Raw genomic sequence first — 15778 nt, 5'->3', positions numbered from 1 at the left:
CCTAAGTTACCGCACTAAGAATGAAGCAGCGTAAATAACGGTAATGACTCAACAATACCATTCACCCCAACTAGAATTAATGAATCACCAGTAGCTAAGAGATTCCCAGGACCAGGCACCACAGGTGTGTAAACCTCCTTAACTAGGTTACCGTTTAATGTAAGAATGAAAAGTTCACCGCTCCTATTCTGTATAACTATGAACTTCTTAAGTACAATAACCGCATTACTTAATGTTAACCCAGTCTTAAAGGTCCATAAGACCTTACCATTAGTAAAATTAACAACATAAAGCACACCCACTGGGGAATCGTGAATCACTAAGCCGTCATAAATAACGACAGGAGGCGCCTCTAGATTAGGTGTAATTTTAGATAAGCCCTCATTAAGAATCCATAGGACTCGCCCATTACTAGCATTGAACGCTACCAACATGACGCTCATGGTGTCGTTAGGGTTATGTAGAGTAAATGACGTAACCACGATTCCATTGTAGTAGGCTGGTGAGGAATCATCCAAACCACCAATGTTTTGGTAATTACCATACAGGTAATCACTCCAAATAACACTACCTGTAGTGGCGTTAATAGCCCAGAAGGTTGTTGATGTACCGAAGTAAACTATGTTATTAACTAGGAGTAACGATGACATGCTATCATAAGTACCTAACTCATCAACCCAAAGAGGCTTACCCGTGGTTGCGTTTAATGCAAAGGCTTCACCACTACCATCAGCCTCTATTACGAGACCCCTATAGAATACGGGTGTAGGCATGTCTTCACCAAGCGTAGTGTAGTTCCATAATACTTCACCGTTAGTAACATTGACTGCGGCTAGGTAATTAGTCCCAGTACCCCTATATGTTGGTGTTAGCACACTATTGCCTAGGCCAACAATCATTATACCGTTGAACACTATTGGTTGGGTCATTATTTGATTAGGGAAGACCCTGAACCAAACGATAGCGCCATTGGTTAAGTTTATGGCGTAAACACTACCTATGTTGAGTGGGAAGCTTGAGCTTGATGAATTGAACGGACCTGAAGTAGTTACGAGCAGTAGGTCACCGTAAATAGCAGGTGGTACAACCACACCCCAAGTCACGTTAACCATGAAGAACCCTGTTCTAGTAGGTATAACGTAATTGTGTTGTGGATTCTCCTCAAACATTACTGTACTACGCCAGTACCCATTAGACTCCTCAGGTATTGATTGAATCACGTAAGGTAGCATGAATTGGTACTCAAATTGACTACTGTTACTGCTTGAAGTATTAACATACCGTGGAGTATATGTTATGGTCTTAGTAATAACACTTGTAACAGTAATGCTGTTTTTAGATGAGATTGAAGTAATGTTAATTATTAAGATAGCCAATGATACTGCTAACGCTATTGAAACAACCGTTATCGTTAACTGATATCTATTCATGAACAGTGTTGGAGGCTTCGATTTAAAAGCCAGACTCACTATTTCTTTAGGTTCACGTCAATTAAATTATGTTTAACTTTATTTTTGATTATTGTAATGGAAAAGCTTATTAAGGGTACTTGACAAGCGAATCTCCAGTGACCCCAATGGAAATGGAGTAAGGTGGGTTGTGGGCTCCGCATGGCCGTACATTTACGCCGTCCCACACTTAGGTAACCTGATAGGTTCACTGTTATCCGCCGACGTATTCACCAGATACCTTAAGTTGAAGGGTTACGATGTTGTCTTCGTCACCGGTAGTGATGAGCATGGTACACCAATAGAGGTTGAGGCTATTAAGCTGGGTGTTGAACCAAGGCAATTAACTGATAGAATGCATGAGGTCATTGTTAGAATACTTAAACTCTGGGGCATTGAACCCGATAACTACACTAGGACTGAGTCGGATGTTCATAAGTGGTATGTTAGGGATACATTCACTAAAATCTACAATAATGGCTACATATTCACCAAAGATGATGAATTACCCTACTGCCCAAAGGATAAGATATTCCTACCGGACAGGTTCGTGATAGGTACATGCCCCTACTGCGGCTACCCCTACGCCAGGGGTGACCAGTGCGAGAACTGCGGTAAGTTACTTGAACCAAGGATGTTAATTAACCCCAAGTGCGCAATATGTGGTTCAACCCCCGAGTGGAGGTTAACTAGGCACTGGTACCTTGACTTAAGGAGGCTTGAGGATAGGATTAGGAGCTACATTGAGGGGAATAATGCGCTTCCGGATAATGCAAGGCAAATGAGCCTAGGGATGCTTAAGGAGGGTTTAAGGCCCAGGGCAATAACTAGGGATAATAAGTGGGGTATCCCAGCCCCATTCCCAGGCTCTGAGGGTAAGACTATTTACGTTTGGTTTGAGGCAGTTTTAGGCTATGTCTCAGCAACCATAGAGTACTTTAGAAGGCTTGGTAGGGAGGATGAGTGGAGGAGGTTCTGGTTCAATAAGGGGACTAGGGTCGTGTTCTTCATAGGTAAGGATAACATACCGTTCCATACAATAATATTCCCGGCACTACTCATGGCAACTGGGGAAGATTATGTAATGCCATGGACAACCTCATCCACGGAGTACTTGATTTTCGAGGGTAGGAAATTCTCAAAGAGCCAGAGGGTCGGAATCTGGGCTGATGAGGCTATAGCCCTACTCCCAGCAGACTACTGGAGGTTCTACCTCATTTATAATAGGCCTGAGCAGAGGGATAGTAACTTCACGTGGGATTCATTCCTAGACGTAGTTAACTCAGTTATGAATGACACGGTGGGTAACTTCATACACAGGGTATTAACACTGGCGAAAAGGAGATGGGGTACTGTGCCCAGTGACGTTAAGATGACTGAGCAGGACCAGGAGGTTTACGGCAAGGTTCTTGAAATCCTCAACACTGTTGAGGAGAATTATGAGAAAATAATGCTGAAGGATGCTGTATCCCAGTCAATTGAAATGGCAAGGATAGGTAATAGGTACCTGAATGAGAAGCAACCATGGAGGTTAAGTGGCTTTGAGTTCGACAGCGCACTGTACATGCTCATGAGTATTGTTAAGACATTATCAGTAGCACTTGCACCAGTAATACCCTTCAGTGTTAGTGAATTATGGAGAATGATGGGTTACAGTAATGGCTTAAGATGGAGGGATGCTGGGAAGCCTATTGAACAGGGATTACAGTTAAGTGAACCAAAGCCATTATTCAGAAAGATAAGTAGGGAGGAGTTGAATGTAATGCTTAAGAAGCTTGATGAAATAAGGGACATCAAGGATAAGGGTAAGTACCCATGGGAGCAAGCCTACCTACCAACCCCCTAGCGGGGCATAAACCCTAACCTTAGGCAGTAGATCAAGTAGCCACATTAAGAAGGTGATTAACCAATAACTCGCAGTAAATCTTAAGGAGGAAAACCCTCATTTATGAACCATGGCTATAAGGCTAATAGGCTTCTGCGGTAAATATTTATAACCTAGGGGTAGCCCAATGGTTGTGTCTAATCAGCAGAATGATGATGAGATAGGACCTGTTGAGGTTAATATACTATTAACATTGATTAGGCTTAATGGTAAGTGCCTTCAGAAGGATTTATGGAAGATGGCTGGAACGAACAGTAAGGTTGGTATACCCGCGTTAAATAAATTAATTAGAATGGGGCTTGTGACTAGGAGGAAGGTTAATGAGAAGGTTTATGAAATTAAGCTAACAAGGAAGGGGCTTAGGGAGGCTAGGAAACTGGAGGCTAAGGCAAGTATAATACCTGAAGTTGACTTAAACCTCATCGCCACAATACCCTGCTTCTACTGTCCCTACATATCGTCATGCGGGGTCGGCCATGAGAATTCCCCTGAAACCTGCGAATTATTAGGCAACTGGCTGTATAATTTAATCAAATTGAGGAGTGTGCTTGGCCAGGAAAACACAACTTAACCGTTAATTCCCTTCGCATTTAAGCGCTTCATGCGTTAATTAAGGAGGAACTAGGATTATTAATCTTATTGAGTAAAGTTTAAAAAATAAGCATGTAACGTTGCGTAATGCCGACCTTTAAGCTAGTGTTAAGTGACCCAAGGAGCGGTAAGTCTAGGCAACTTGAGGTTAAAGATGAAGTGGCTCAGAGACTAATAGGGTTAAGGATAGGGGAGGTGTTTGATGCTCAACTAATTAAGGAGGTTATTGACCTACCACAGGGCTTCAAGGTTAAGATAACGGGAGGCACTGGTTACGATGGAGCACCAATGCACCCAGGCATAGAGGGGCCTGTGAAGAAGTACATTCTCCTCTCTGGTAGGCCAGGCCTAAGACCAGGGAAGAAGGGGTTAAGGAGGAGGAAGCTCATTAGGGGTAATACTATAAGTGACCAGGTTGTTCAAGTTAACGCAGTTCTCATTTACCCAGAGAATTGGGATAAGGAACCTGTAATACAGGTTAGTGAGGAGAGTAAGGGGGAAAGCAAAGCTGAGGAGAAGGCTGAGGCAGCTCAATAGAATTCAATGCGCAGCATCATTAATTTAATAATTTAAGGCGTAATCTGTATTGTGTAAGGAATTGCTTGAAATCACGCCCTTCCAGGAGAGTTCTAGATTATAAGGGGAACTGAGTGTCAACTGCCTAAGGCCTTATTAACTAGCATTATTATTTTACTATAGTTTAACGCGTTGAAGCCTGTTAAGTAGCCTGCTATTGTGCCATTACCGTAAGCCACTATGACGATCGGTAACACTGCACCTATTGAATTACTTCTTAGGGCATTAAGCACTAGGGATGCATTAATTATGTTGAGAGCCTGTGTTGCGTTAAACAACCCCACCGGTATTTGGGAACCGGTGCTGATCCATGACGCCGTAGCCAAGTAGACGTTGGGTGGGGCAGTGCAGTTCAATACCTGCATACTGTAGTAAACGTTAGTCCACTGGGGTGGAGTTATGAATTGTAGACCTGTTGTTGGTGCGTTCAGAAGGACCAGTATTACGTTTGATGAGTCTGTTAAGTTGCTCAGTAGGCTGTAGGGTATGGTGCATTGAGATGCTGGTGCTATGGTTACAAATATGGTTACTGGTTTAGTGCCGTTGAAAACAAGGGGGTTCATTAATGAGGGGGTGGTGGCGTATGATGATATGTTAACAAGAGACACGCCTATTAGTGAGAATAAGTTAGGCTTAGCGTTAGGTTGCTTATAGAGGAGGGTTGGCCCAATGTAAGCAACTATGAAGCCTACCTCAGCTATTGCGATCGCTATTATTGCAACTATGAATAGCCTCCTCTTCTTCTTACTTCCCCTACTCTTCCTGGACATTAGGCGAACGGTAGACTAGGAATTAATAAGCATTATTCACACAGGGTTAACATAATCCCGGCATTAAAACCTCCAATAGGATGAATAGGATAATTCATGGTTATATAGGCTTCTAAGTTCCTCAGCAAGCGCCTTAAGTTCGCTGCAGTCATTAATGCAACCATAAGCCACCTCACCAGTCCTCCTCAGAACACTAATGACCCTATCAAGGCAGTTAGACGTTAGGCAATTCTCCTCAGCCAGTTGAAGTATAGCTAACGCTAAGTGAAGCACGTACTGGAAGTTGTAAACCTCCTCATTATTAAGCTCAGACTCATCATCAGCAACAGCGTAGGTTAAGTTAAGCAAGCTGCCGATCAGTTCCTTAAGCCTATGGGCATCAACACCATTATTAAGGTTCATTAAGTACCTGGATAAGGTAAGAGTCTTCGCCTTAACCACTACGTGATTTTAATCAACTGAGCTTTTAAGTATTTCAACCAACCCTCACTTCATGGAGCTCCTTAGCTAATGTTGGGTTTCTCATTAGGGCTGTACCAACCAGGATAGCGTTAACCCCCTCCTTAGCCAACACCTCAGCGTCACTCCTACCTCTAACACCACTTTCAGCAATAACCAAGACCCCCTTCCCCCTAATAGCCCTAATTATGTCAATACTCCTTTCAAGAGATATTGATAAGTCCCCTAGATCCCTTGAGTTAACCCCAATCATTAATTCTGGGTAATCCTTAGCAGCATCAGCGGCATCCTTCACATTATCAACCTCTATTAGTGGTTCAAGCCCCCTACGCCTAGCAGCATCAACAAGCCACCCAATGTTACCGTTAAGTAGCCTATATATTATGAGTATTGCACTCGCGCCATTACTATACGCCTCCTCCACTTGGGACTCATGGATTACGAAATCCTTGTAGAGTATTGGCTTATTGAACATTGACGCAATCCTAATGAATAATGGATGCCCAGTGAAGAAGAATGGTTCTGTTAACACGCTGAAACCCGTGGCATAGGGTGATACTTGACTGAAGTAACCATATGCATCTAAATCAAGCCTAATAACACCACTTGGACTAACCCTCTTATACTCGGCAATTAACCCAACATAACCCTCACTATTCCTACCCTCAATGGCCTTAATTAAGCTAGGAGCCCTATTCACTGCCTCATTCATTAATCTAACCCTAAGCTCAGTAAGTCTCTTAACATCATCAAGGAATCCCATGAGTGAGAATGTTGATTCAGGGTTTAAATACATTCGTAGGCATTAGGTTTAATTAATAAAATATTACCGTTAATTAATCGTGATGACTAACCCATTAAATACGCTAAATGCGTGGGAAAAAGCTAAAAAGGCCAAAGCGTAGGCGAGTCATAAGCCCCGGTCGTATAGCCCGGACAAGTATGCGGGCCTCTCGAGCCCGTGACCCGGGTTCAAATCCCGGCCGGGGCACCAATAATAGCCTTAAAATTTACCCAGACGCAGCTTTGCATGATACCCCAGAGAACCCTCGCCCCTCAAAGGCGGGGAGGAGGTCAGAGGCTCCCCACATTATCGCAATACTACGTAACTTCAAGATACCCTAACGCTGGGCTTGAAGTACCATCTGAAGGCATCTCTAGAACCCAGGCGGAGGAGGCCTTAAATGTGGCTGAGGTGATTATTAGTTATGCTTCCAAGCTACTTACCTAAGAATATTAGGGAGACCCTTGGGGAATTCCTCAGAAACCTATGTAGTAGCCTGGGTAATGATTCTGAGGTCTATTTATTCGGTAGTTTTGCCAGAGGGGATTGGCTCATGGACAGCGACGTGGATTTAATAGTCGTTTCAGGAAGACTCAAAGGCATTTCATGGTACGAGCGCTACCCTATGCTTAGGAGAATGGCTCCACCTAACATTGCAATAGACGTATTTGCATATACCCCTGAGGAGTTTGAGGCCATGAAATCCAGGGCTTTTATGATTGACATAGAGAGGTACTGGGTTAAGATAGGGTGCGCTTAATGCTGATAATCACCTATCCGAAAAGCGGCGAAGACTCCATGTTAAATATCAATTAGCAGGGCATGATGTAGGTAAGCTTCTAGGCATGTTAAGGCTGAGTGCAGGCTTATACTGTAGGGCACTTATGCTCTGTTGAATAATTTAAGTGTCTCGTCCTTAGGTGTACTGTACTTCTCAGCGATCTTCAATATCCTCTTCACGGGGGTTGGGTGTGTGAGATATGAGCTTTCCAAACGCCCTAATTCAGGCGGCATCATGTTAGCCCTAGTGATCTTACCCAGAGCCCTTATGAAGTCCCCTGGATCGAAGCCAGCCTTAGCCGCATCTAAATCAGCCTCAAGCCTCCTTTGGATAAATGCACCAACAATCGATAATAGCCCCACTGGTGGAATTACTAGTAGAGTAATAGGGATAGTAGCGAGTTGAGGTGTGTAAACGCGTACGTTATCCATAAGCCCAGTAATGCCATTAATATGGTACCGGCTACTAAGCCCACGCTAACGTGCCTATGCCTAATATGGTTAACTTCATGAGCCAGCAGTGAGTATAATTCCCCAGGCGTTAATATGTTTATTAACTGCCTAGCCGCATATATTCTATCACTTGACACAGCCATGGCATTGTACCTCATGCCAAGTACGTGGTCTGAAACATACACCTTAGGGGGTTCGCCGGGGCGCCCCATTTTAAGCCAAATATCATTCACCATGTTTTGAACCATGGGATCCTCATGCACGTTGCCGTACATGTTGATGAACCTGGAGCCTAGGCGATTCACGTAGGTGTCTAATGCAGACACCATTAGTGCTAATATTGCTGAGGATATAATGCCCCTAACCACCCATGAAGCATTCAGCCTAGTTACGACTAATGTTAAGGCTCCAATGTAGGCACCTATTACGGCTAGTATGGAGAGTCCATATAGGCAGGAATACCTGCCCCTAACCACAGTCCTCTCATCATGCATCCTCCTCCACCTCTCCTCACCAATAATGCCCCTTAAGATCCTATAGTGATGCACATATATAGTGTAGAATAATTGCTAAAGTAATGATAAAGGGTCAAATATTCTTAAAATTACGTTAACCGAATCGCTGCCTATAATGGGTCTTAGGGAGAATCGAATAGGTATAACGTAGATTACCCCATTCTCAATCATACCAATTATAAATCTAACTATTATGGATATAAACCATATGAGGGGTATTGAGTAGTTGAACTTCAATGCATATGAGTATATTTGGGCAACTATCGGCCATATTAAAGGTACTATTGATAATACCGTTAAGGGCCAGTTAAGGCCTAGGTAAACCACCCTTAATACACCTTCACTTAAGGTTACGGTGATTAAGGTTGTTGCAGATGCAAGTAGTTTAATCCTAGGTGAGCTTTGGAGGACATTAAGCACACTGGATATGTTGCATGCGAACTCGCCATTCCACGGCGCCGTGAGCTTAATAGACATTACGCCGTTAGTAACGTTTGTTAAGACTGTAAATGCCGTGCAGTTAAGGCCCTTCAATGCACTTGAAGCATTAACACCAGAGGCAACCTGCCCCATTATGTGAATAGTGAGTTCATATGGGTTAAAGGTATTAACGCTTATTACTGGCTAATTCACTGAGGCATGGCTTACAATCGCAGGTAGTGTTAATGTAAGTAATATGAATAGTAGTAATGCACCAAGTTAGCCACATAAATACGCCCAATGATTCCTTTTTAAATATACCGACTAACTGCATATGGGGTATCCTATTGTGAAGCTAGACGAGATAATCTGCATGTCTATTTTACATTTTTAAGGATCTTTGAAGCCTCCTCCACTAGTTTCCTAACATCCCTAAGCCTAATGTTGACTATGTGTGCATCTACTTTACCTTCATGAAATCCCCACACGTGTAGGTAGTATGCCGAGTCCCAGCCTTCCTTAATCCAGTCACCTAGGCTCTCCGATAACCTAGTAGCCACGCTCGCCAGCCAGTAAACGTACCACCTACCCTCCTTTAGGGCGTTTTGGTACTCGGGCATGTTGTACTTCTCGGCTAGGGCCTTAACAACTTCCTCAGCAGCCTTATACGCCTTCTCACTGGCCTGTGTAATATCGCCCCTTTCTAAATATTCACCAGCCTCCGTTAAATACTTACCCGCAGTCTCAAGCCTTAACCTAATAGCCTCTCCAGGATCAACCCTTGATACTGCCGAAATTAGCAAATCCTCAACATCTATACCAAGCTCCTGTACCCTTTTAATAAGCTCCTCCACAGTTAGCATACCTGTGAGAAGGGAATTTAAACACTATGACGATGCTGCTCATCTATAAGTAGTTAGTCTAATGGTTAGTATTAAATTTAGTAACCATTATCTCTAGGTTACATGGTTGACGGATAGGCACTTGCATTTATTGCTTAAGAGGCAGGCATTGCCCTACGTAGATTTCCGAGGAAGAATAATACCGTCATTATAAGGGTATAGGTAATGGTGATAAAGACAACTAATAATGTAATCAGAAACATGCACTTGAAGATTTTTTAGATTGCCATATACCTTGGATAAATCATGCATGGCTATTAGTAGCCTTATTAAGCCTATCAGTGTTGGCAAAAGTAATACAAGTAATATTGAGCTAAAAAGGCTAGAATGTTCTTATTCCTTCCACGCTTATCAATAAACAAATTTACGAGTGCTTAAAACTATACATGTGAACTTGTATAATGTTAACATAAAAACACACTATACTAGTCTCAGTAATGCCAGCAGTTATATAGAGTATCTGCAACAATATTAAAATGCCCTTAAGCAATGTTAATTAATGTTGATACCATCTAACCTTGCTGATTAATTTTTATATGTTTAAAGGACAATGTATGTATCTATGAATTTACTGTACCATCACCATCCCATATAGCTTCTTCTAGTAGCTACATGGAATTCGAAGACTTCAAGAACATCATCAGCATTATTTAATATTTGATACGGGCTTCACATACCCATGTGGGTTATCTCCATATATGTCTGATATTATTAGGATGTCAATATCACTGTCAGGTCTAAAGTTGCCTCTTATGTAGCTGCCAAATAAGAGAATTTCAGCATTTTGGGTCCAGTGAATGTACAGCAGCCTTAATCTCATTTAAATAGTCTTTAATACTACCTAATATCCTTCTCCTAGTCTCGGCATGCTCCTTAAGTAGGTCTATGAACGTATACATTTAATCACCTTACCGAACTCTTCAGCTAGCTTTAATGCCTTTTCCGCATCATCATTACTGAAGCTTGATGCCATGTATCGGCTAGCCACATACGAATACTCAAGCATCAATGGAGAGTCTCTATTCAATTTATAGAAATCCTCAACGCCACACTTATTATTAATTAATTTAACTAAGTCGGTAAAGAGTTGCGTTAATCTATAGGTTTTGGGATAATCACCTAGTATCTCGTAAAGCACTGCCTTTAGCATTAATTGAGTATATTTGCTTAACTGAACATTACCAAGTCGTAGTATCCACGGCTGTAGGCAAATCTTGCCTGGTCTAGGAATTCCAGTGCCCTGACTTTAAGGAAGCTCACGAGTAGGTATTATGTTTATTTCTTTATTATTCTTAATCTATGCATGAATATAGGGTTTTAAGGTTCCAGGGTTTATGATATTGTTAGGAATCCAGCTGGGATCAAGGGTGTTAACGTTGATGAAATTAATAATGGATGCTACAGCTAACTATTCCCTTCTTAGGGTTAACCTATATTTAAGTTCAAAGGATTACCTCAAATCTGCTAATGAGTTCTATGATAAAGATGACTTGGTTAAGGTTCAATGAGGGGCCTTCCTTATGCTTAACGTTAAGTTAAAAATTTAAATGCAAGGTATTATTAATTCCTAATGGGTTTTGTGAGGGTTAGAGTCGGTGTGTTTAACCCTGCAGTGCCCGATAAGGCTATGGAGATAGATGGCATAGTAGACACTGGCGCCATCTATACCGTAATACGTAGGGATATTTTGGAAGGATTAAGCATAAAGCCAAGCGGTAGAAGGAGGTTCAAGGCTTTTGGCGGTTATGTAGAACGTGACATCGGTGAAGCCGGCTTAATGATAATGGGTGAAAGGAGGATTGTTCCCGTGATCTTCGGTGAGACAGAAGATACGATGGTTATTGGCATAACTGCACTCGAGATTTTTGGCCTTGAGGTAGATCCAGTAAGGGGATCACTTAAGGAGGCTGAACTACTACTCTTATAAACAAATCTTCTAGTATTCATGTAAGTTGTTAGTTTATATGTAAGGACTTAAGCCCTCAAGTGTTTCTCAGAGGTGAAAGGAATAATCATAAAGTCTTCAATGTTAGGTTGCGCTAATGAATGTTACTGGACACATGAGTAAGACTATGATAAATGTAAACCTATAGTAATAAGTAGAGTCTAAAGGGCTGTAATAAGTTACGCTTAAGTAACAAGCTTCTTGAGGTTAAGTAATATATAGGATAAATCTTTTATAATTAAGGATAAAGCTTAGCTTAATAGATTAATATAATTATGGCAAATTATTCAATAAAATTATAATAGCGAAATATAAGATATATTATCATTATCAAATGGTATACAACAATATCATATAGATTATTACTGTACGCTGACTATGCTTAAGTAGCCTTAACTCCTTCGGTTTATCATGAATTATATGTGGTTAAGAATTAATGATAACTTAGTTTGAATGAAGCTTTTTATTCTCAGTAGGTTGCACATCCATGTATTGATTATAATTCACTTAATGTGTGACTGCAGCCAGTTAAGTATATCTTTGTATACTATGTCCTTATCTAACTCATTAAGGATCTCATGGAACATGCCTTCATATATCTTAATCGTCTTATCATTAACCTTCAACCTATTGTAAACCTCCTGTGTCGCCTTCGGGGGAACTACCTTATCTTCCCCACCATGCAGCATCATTAATGGTACCGATATGTTACCTACGTAATTCCACACTTCTTTCGATGCCTTAGTTAATTCATAAAGCATCCTAACCGTAGGTCTCTTGTAAACTAATGGATCATTCACATACTCCTCAACGATTCTCTTATCGTGAGTAAGGTACTCTGGGTTTATTGGGAGATTAAGCCTAATCCTCGGTACTAATGAATTCATTATGGTTAATAAAAGCCATGTACCGTAATTCACGTTAACAATAGTTGCGGCGCCACTAGTGATGGCTGCATGAATCCCTCTACCCACCCTGCCTAGGTAGTGTAGTACTATTAACCCACCCATTGAGTGGCCTAGTAGGAAGGCTGAATCAACGTTAGTTTTCTTAAGCATCAGCTCCACGAAGTCGCCTAGGTCGCTTATGAATGAGTTGAAGCTATCTACGTAGCCGAGGTCCTTAGGATCAGTGGTTAATCCATGTCCCCTTAAGTCATGCATACAGAAGGAGAACCCGTTATTCGCCATGAATGTGCCAAAGGTGGAGTACCTTCCACTATGCTCAGCAAATCCGTGGACACCAATAATGGTGCCTAATTGTTTATCCGCTAGCCAACACCTATAGTAGACACTTACGCCAGTGCTTAGTGGGATTTTGCCCTCAATATTCTGCACCATGCAGTGAAGTTTAGGATTATGCTTATAAAGAATATGCGGCGTTTTTAGAATTGACCCTTAAATGAAATAGCACTGAGGATTAAGCTCATTGAGGTAATAGTAATGTTTTTTACCAACCCTCAAGGGTTCAATTCATGGTTGAATTAGGGGGCAAGGTCTATAACGTGCTGAACTTCGGTGCTGATCCTAAGGGTTTAAACGACAGCACTGATGCAATTAATGCTGCAATAACCTCAGCTAATGAATCAGGTGGAGGGATTGTTTATATTCCACCAGGTAGGTACGTGTCTAGGAACATAATTCTTAAGAGTAATGTTACATTATTCCTTGATCATGACGCCATTTGGAGTTTCTCAACGGACTACAAATCGTACCCTATTATTGAGACTAGGAGGGAGGGTATTCATCATTGTGGTATCATGCCCCTAATATTCGGTAAGGACGTTAAGAACGTTAAAATAATGGGTGAAGGTGTTTTCAATGGACAGGGGCATGCTTGGTGGCCAATAAGGAGATCCCGCGTTAATGAGGATCAGTGGAAGAAACTCATTGAGTCAGGGGGTGTTGTTGATGAGGAGAGAGGGGTTTGGTGGCCTACTCGGAATGCGCTTGAGGGTGAGAGGGTCTTTAGGAGGTTAATTAGTGAAGGTAAGAAGCCGAGTGGTGAAGATTGTGAGAGCTATAGGGAGTTCTTTAGGCCGCAGCTTCTTCAACTCTACAATGCGTATAACGTGACTATAAAGGGGGTTACCTTCAGTGATTCACCCATGTGGACTATTCATGTTCTTTACTCAAGACACGTGGACATAATTAATACCTCAAGCATAGCTCCAGATTACTCACCTAACACTGATGGTATAGTTATTGATTCCTCAAGTGATGTTGAATTAAGGGGATGCCTAGTTGATGTTGGGGATGATTGCCTAGTAATAAAGTCAGGTAGGGATGAGGAAGGTAGGAGAATTGGTATTCCCTCAGAGAATATACATGCATTAAACTGCATTATGAAGAGGGGACACGGTGGATTCGTTATTGGGAGTGAAATGTCTGGTGGCGTTAGGAATGTATTAATGAGGAACAGTGTTTTCGATGGCACCGAAAGGGGTGTTAGGATTAAGACAACTAGGGGTAGAGGTGGGGTTGTGGAGAATATTGAAGTTACTAATATACGCATGATTAATATAAAGTATGAGGCAGTAACAATAGATATGTTCTATGAGAAGCATCCACCTGAACCAGCATCAGAGAGGACGCCTAAGGTAAGGGGAGTGAGCATAAGGAACATTACATGCGATGGAGCTGGACAAGCAATACTAATTAATGGATTACCTGAAATGCCTATTGAGGATCTAGTAATGGAAAACATTAGGGTAAACTCAAGTAAAGGCATATTCATTGAGAATGCGGTAAATGTTAAGTTAAGTAAAGTTAGGGTACTGGCTAAGGAGAAGCCAGTATTATCACTTAATAATGTTAGAAACCTAATCCTGGAGGATGCAGACTACTTAAGTGAACGGTAACCCTATAGCGTGGATTAAACTTAAAGAGGCAAGGTAAAGCACTGGTGTTAAGCTTATGAAGGTGGCCTTGGCTTCAAGGAATCCAAGTAAGGTTAAGGCTGTTGAGGAGGCTTTAAGGATCCTTAATATTAACGGTACCGTTGAGGCAGTGGATCCACCACCTGGCTTACCCCCAGAGCCAATGGGCCTTGAGGCCATTGTTAATGGTGCAGTGATTAGGGCTAGGCATGCCCTTAACTTAATTAAGGACTCAATCTACGGCATCGGTATTGAGGCTGGCGTATTGACATTAAGCGCCTTCAACGTGAATCTTGATGCAACAGTGGCTGTGGTGATTGATAGAAAGAGCTTGATTACAATAGGCCTAAGTCCAGCATTCATGATACCGCCAGCATTCATGAGGGAACTAATGACCGGTAAAGAACTTAATGATGTTGTTGAGAAGTATTATGGGGTTCCCAATGCAGGTAAGGGAATTGGGTTCATTGGCCTACTGAGCAAGGGATTAACCAAGAGGATTAACTTAAATACTGAAGCAGTGTACATGGCTCTCCTACCCAGGATGCCTTGGAATAGGGAACTTTACGAAGCGGATGGTTGAGGTTCATCCTTAACTAATACCTTTAAACCCCACGTGCGTGACTTAATAATGCGTTGGTGGGAATTAACTTGGCCCATCTTCAAGGAGACTGATAAGTCAGTAGCTATACTGCCTACAGGCATTGTTGAAGCCCATGGCCCCCACTTACCCCTCGGTACGGATGCATTAATGGCAACCTACATAGCTGAAAAGGCTGCAGAGAAAACTAATGTACTTCTACTACCCACTGTCTGGTACGGTAATACGTATGTTCTTGATAAGTTCCCCGGAACAATATCTGTAAGCAATGAGACGCTTTATAGGCTGTATAAGGATATTTTCAGGGAGGTGGCCAGAAATGAGGTGAAGTATTTGATTGTCGTTAATGGTCATGGTGGTAATACTGATGCCTTAAGCATGGCTGCTAAGGATGTAGTTAAGGAAACTAACCTAGTAATCATAGTGATTAATTGGTGGATTGACTTAGCTAAGGAGACTAGGAGAAAGGTCCTAGAAACACCTGAAGGACACGCTGCGGAGGATGAAACAAGCGAAGTCTGGGCTGCATACCCTAACCTTGTTAAGTTGATTCCTAGGGATGGTTCAGCGGATGAGTGGGTTGAGGCTAGGTTTAGGATTTATGGTAAGGATGTTTACGCAATGGAGTACACTAAGGCCGTTCAAGGTTACCCATCTAGGGCCAGTAGGGATAAGGGTGAGGCAATACTTAATGCTGCTGTTGAGGAATTGGTTCAATTAATAAATGATTTAAGGAATGGGAAGTTACCCATAATTAAGGTTAAGTAGGAG

Annotated in this window: 21 protein-coding genes and 1 tRNA gene; 10 read left to right on the top strand and 12 right to left on the bottom strand. The window is 42.0% G+C overall.

Features of this window, described 5'->3' with window-relative positions:
- Window positions 1-14: 14 nt before the first annotated feature.
- Complete coding sequence (locus tag Q0C29_RS03130) at window positions 15-1430, bottom strand: PQQ-binding-like beta-propeller repeat protein (protein ID WP_291999204.1); 1416 nt, start codon at window positions 1428-1430, stop codon at window positions 15-17.
- Window positions 1431-1560: 130 nt separating this feature from the next.
- Between Q0C29_RS03130 and metG the strand changes: the two genes are divergently transcribed.
- From metG to Q0C29_RS03115, 3 genes are all read left to right on the top strand, one after another.
- Window positions 1561-3294 carry a methionine--tRNA ligase gene (metG, locus tag Q0C29_RS03125; RefSeq protein ID WP_291999220.1) on the top strand — a complete coding sequence of 578 codons (1734 nt, stop codon included), beginning with the start codon at window positions 1561-1563 and terminating at the stop codon, window positions 3292-3294.
- A 172-nt stretch (window positions 3295-3466) separates the two neighbouring features.
- Complete coding sequence (locus Q0C29_RS03120; protein ID WP_291999203.1) at window positions 3467-3904, top strand: MarR family winged helix-turn-helix transcriptional regulator; 438 nt, start codon at window positions 3467-3469, stop codon at window positions 3902-3904.
- Window positions 3905-4011: 107 nt separating this feature from the next.
- Window positions 4012-4461 carry a 30S ribosomal protein S6e gene (locus tag Q0C29_RS03115; protein WP_291999202.1) on the top strand — a complete coding sequence of 150 codons (450 nt, stop codon included), beginning with the start codon at window positions 4012-4014 and terminating at the stop codon, window positions 4459-4461.
- Between the two features lie 116 nt (window positions 4462-4577).
- Here the strand turns inward: Q0C29_RS03115 and Q0C29_RS03110 are convergent, their stop codons facing one another.
- The 3 genes from Q0C29_RS03110 to Q0C29_RS03100 form a co-directional block, all read right to left on the bottom strand.
- Window positions 4578-5270, bottom strand: a complete 693-nt coding sequence (locus tag Q0C29_RS03110) for a hypothetical protein (protein WP_291999201.1) — start codon at window positions 5268-5270, stop codon at window positions 4578-4580.
- Between the two features lie 63 nt (window positions 5271-5333).
- Complete coding sequence (locus Q0C29_RS03105) at window positions 5334-5711, bottom strand: hypothetical protein (protein ID WP_291999200.1); 378 nt, start codon at window positions 5709-5711, stop codon at window positions 5334-5336.
- 34 nt (window positions 5712-5745) lie between these two features.
- On the bottom strand, window positions 5746-6525 hold the full coding sequence (locus Q0C29_RS03100) for an indole-3-glycerol-phosphate synthase (protein WP_291999199.1): 780 nt from the start codon (window positions 6523-6525) through the stop codon (window positions 5746-5748).
- A 120-nt stretch (window positions 6526-6645) separates the two neighbouring features.
- Here Q0C29_RS03100 and Q0C29_RS03095 point away from each other — a divergent pair.
- From Q0C29_RS03095 to Q0C29_RS03085, 3 genes are all read left to right on the top strand, one after another.
- Window positions 6646-6723, top strand: a tRNA-Glu gene (locus Q0C29_RS03095).
- Window positions 6724-6759: 36 nt separating this feature from the next.
- Entirely contained in the window at window positions 6760-6960 is a 201-nt protein-coding gene (locus tag Q0C29_RS03090) for a HEPN domain-containing protein (RefSeq protein WP_291999198.1), read from the top strand.
- Complete coding sequence (locus tag Q0C29_RS03085; RefSeq protein WP_291999197.1) at window positions 6938-7273, top strand: nucleotidyltransferase domain-containing protein; 336 nt, start codon at window positions 6938-6940, stop codon at window positions 7271-7273. The genes Q0C29_RS03090 and Q0C29_RS03085 overlap by 23 nt, the downstream gene beginning before the upstream one ends.
- A 122-nt stretch (window positions 7274-7395) precedes the next feature.
- Here Q0C29_RS03085 and Q0C29_RS03080 read toward each other — a convergent pair whose 3' ends face one another.
- The 7 genes from Q0C29_RS03080 to Q0C29_RS03050 form a co-directional block, all read right to left on the bottom strand.
- Complete coding sequence (locus Q0C29_RS03080) at window positions 7396-7656, bottom strand: hypothetical protein (RefSeq protein WP_291999196.1); 261 nt, start codon at window positions 7654-7656, stop codon at window positions 7396-7398.
- Window positions 7657-7667: 11 nt separating this feature from the next.
- On the bottom strand, window positions 7668-8294 hold the full coding sequence (locus tag Q0C29_RS03075) for a M48 family metalloprotease (RefSeq protein ID WP_291999195.1): 627 nt from the start codon (window positions 8292-8294) through the stop codon (window positions 7668-7670).
- 21 nt (window positions 8295-8315) lie between these two features.
- Entirely contained in the window at window positions 8316-8834 is a 519-nt protein-coding gene (locus Q0C29_RS03070; RefSeq protein WP_291999194.1) for a hypothetical protein, read from the bottom strand.
- Between the two features lie 224 nt (window positions 8835-9058).
- Window positions 9059-9535, bottom strand: a complete 477-nt coding sequence (locus Q0C29_RS03065; protein ID WP_367173605.1) for a PaREP1 family protein — start codon at window positions 9533-9535, stop codon at window positions 9059-9061.
- A gap of 694 nt (window positions 9536-10229) precedes the next feature.
- The gene (locus Q0C29_RS03060) at window positions 10230-10403 is read right to left on the bottom strand and encodes a nucleotidyltransferase domain-containing protein (RefSeq protein ID WP_291999192.1); all 174 of its coding nucleotides are present in this window, start codon (window positions 10401-10403) and stop codon (window positions 10230-10232) included.
- Entirely contained in the window at window positions 10360-10482 is a 123-nt protein-coding gene (locus tag Q0C29_RS03055; protein WP_291999191.1) for a hypothetical protein, read from the bottom strand. The genes Q0C29_RS03060 and Q0C29_RS03055 overlap by 44 nt, the downstream gene beginning before the upstream one ends.
- On the bottom strand, window positions 10467-10721 hold the full coding sequence (locus Q0C29_RS03050; protein ID WP_291999190.1) for a HEPN domain-containing protein: 255 nt from the start codon (window positions 10719-10721) through the stop codon (window positions 10467-10469). The genes Q0C29_RS03055 and Q0C29_RS03050 overlap by 16 nt, the downstream gene beginning before the upstream one ends.
- Before the next feature lie 432 nt (window positions 10722-11153).
- Here Q0C29_RS03050 and Q0C29_RS03045 point away from each other — a divergent pair, with 432 nt between their 5' ends.
- On the top strand, window positions 11154-11510 hold the full coding sequence (locus Q0C29_RS03045) for an aspartyl protease (protein WP_291999189.1): 357 nt from the start codon (window positions 11154-11156) through the stop codon (window positions 11508-11510).
- Window positions 11511-12031: 521 nt separating this feature from the next.
- Here Q0C29_RS03045 and Q0C29_RS03040 read toward each other — a convergent pair.
- Complete coding sequence (locus Q0C29_RS03040; protein WP_291999188.1) at window positions 12032-12868, bottom strand: alpha/beta hydrolase; 837 nt, start codon at window positions 12866-12868, stop codon at window positions 12032-12034.
- A gap of 134 nt (window positions 12869-13002) precedes the next feature.
- On the opposite strand from Q0C29_RS03040, the gene Q0C29_RS03035 reads away from it, so the two are divergent.
- The 3 genes from Q0C29_RS03035 to Q0C29_RS03025 are packed head-to-tail and all read left to right on the top strand — an operon-like array spanning window position 13003 to window position 15775.
- Window positions 13003-14388 (top strand): glycoside hydrolase family 28 protein, encoded by a 1386-nt coding sequence (locus Q0C29_RS03035; protein ID WP_291999187.1) that lies wholly within the window; start codon window positions 13003-13005, stop codon window positions 14386-14388.
- Between the two features lie 55 nt (window positions 14389-14443).
- A complete protein-coding gene (locus tag Q0C29_RS03030; RefSeq protein ID WP_291999186.1) occupies window positions 14444-14989 on the top strand; it encodes an inosine/xanthosine triphosphatase in 546 nt (181 codons plus the stop codon).
- A 48-nt stretch (window positions 14990-15037) separates the two neighbouring features.
- On the top strand, window positions 15038-15775 hold the full coding sequence (locus Q0C29_RS03025; RefSeq protein WP_291999185.1) for a creatininase family protein: 738 nt from the start codon (window positions 15038-15040) through the stop codon (window positions 15773-15775).
- Window positions 15776-15778 lie beyond the last annotated feature (3 nt).

The sequence above is a fragment of the Caldivirga sp. genome (assembly GCF_023256255.1).
In the GTDB taxonomy this organism is placed as follows: Archaea; Thermoproteota; Thermoprotei; order Thermoproteales; family Thermocladiaceae; genus Caldivirga.
Note: the sequence above shows the minus strand (reverse complement) of the source record. Positions and strands in the feature narration are given on the sequence as shown.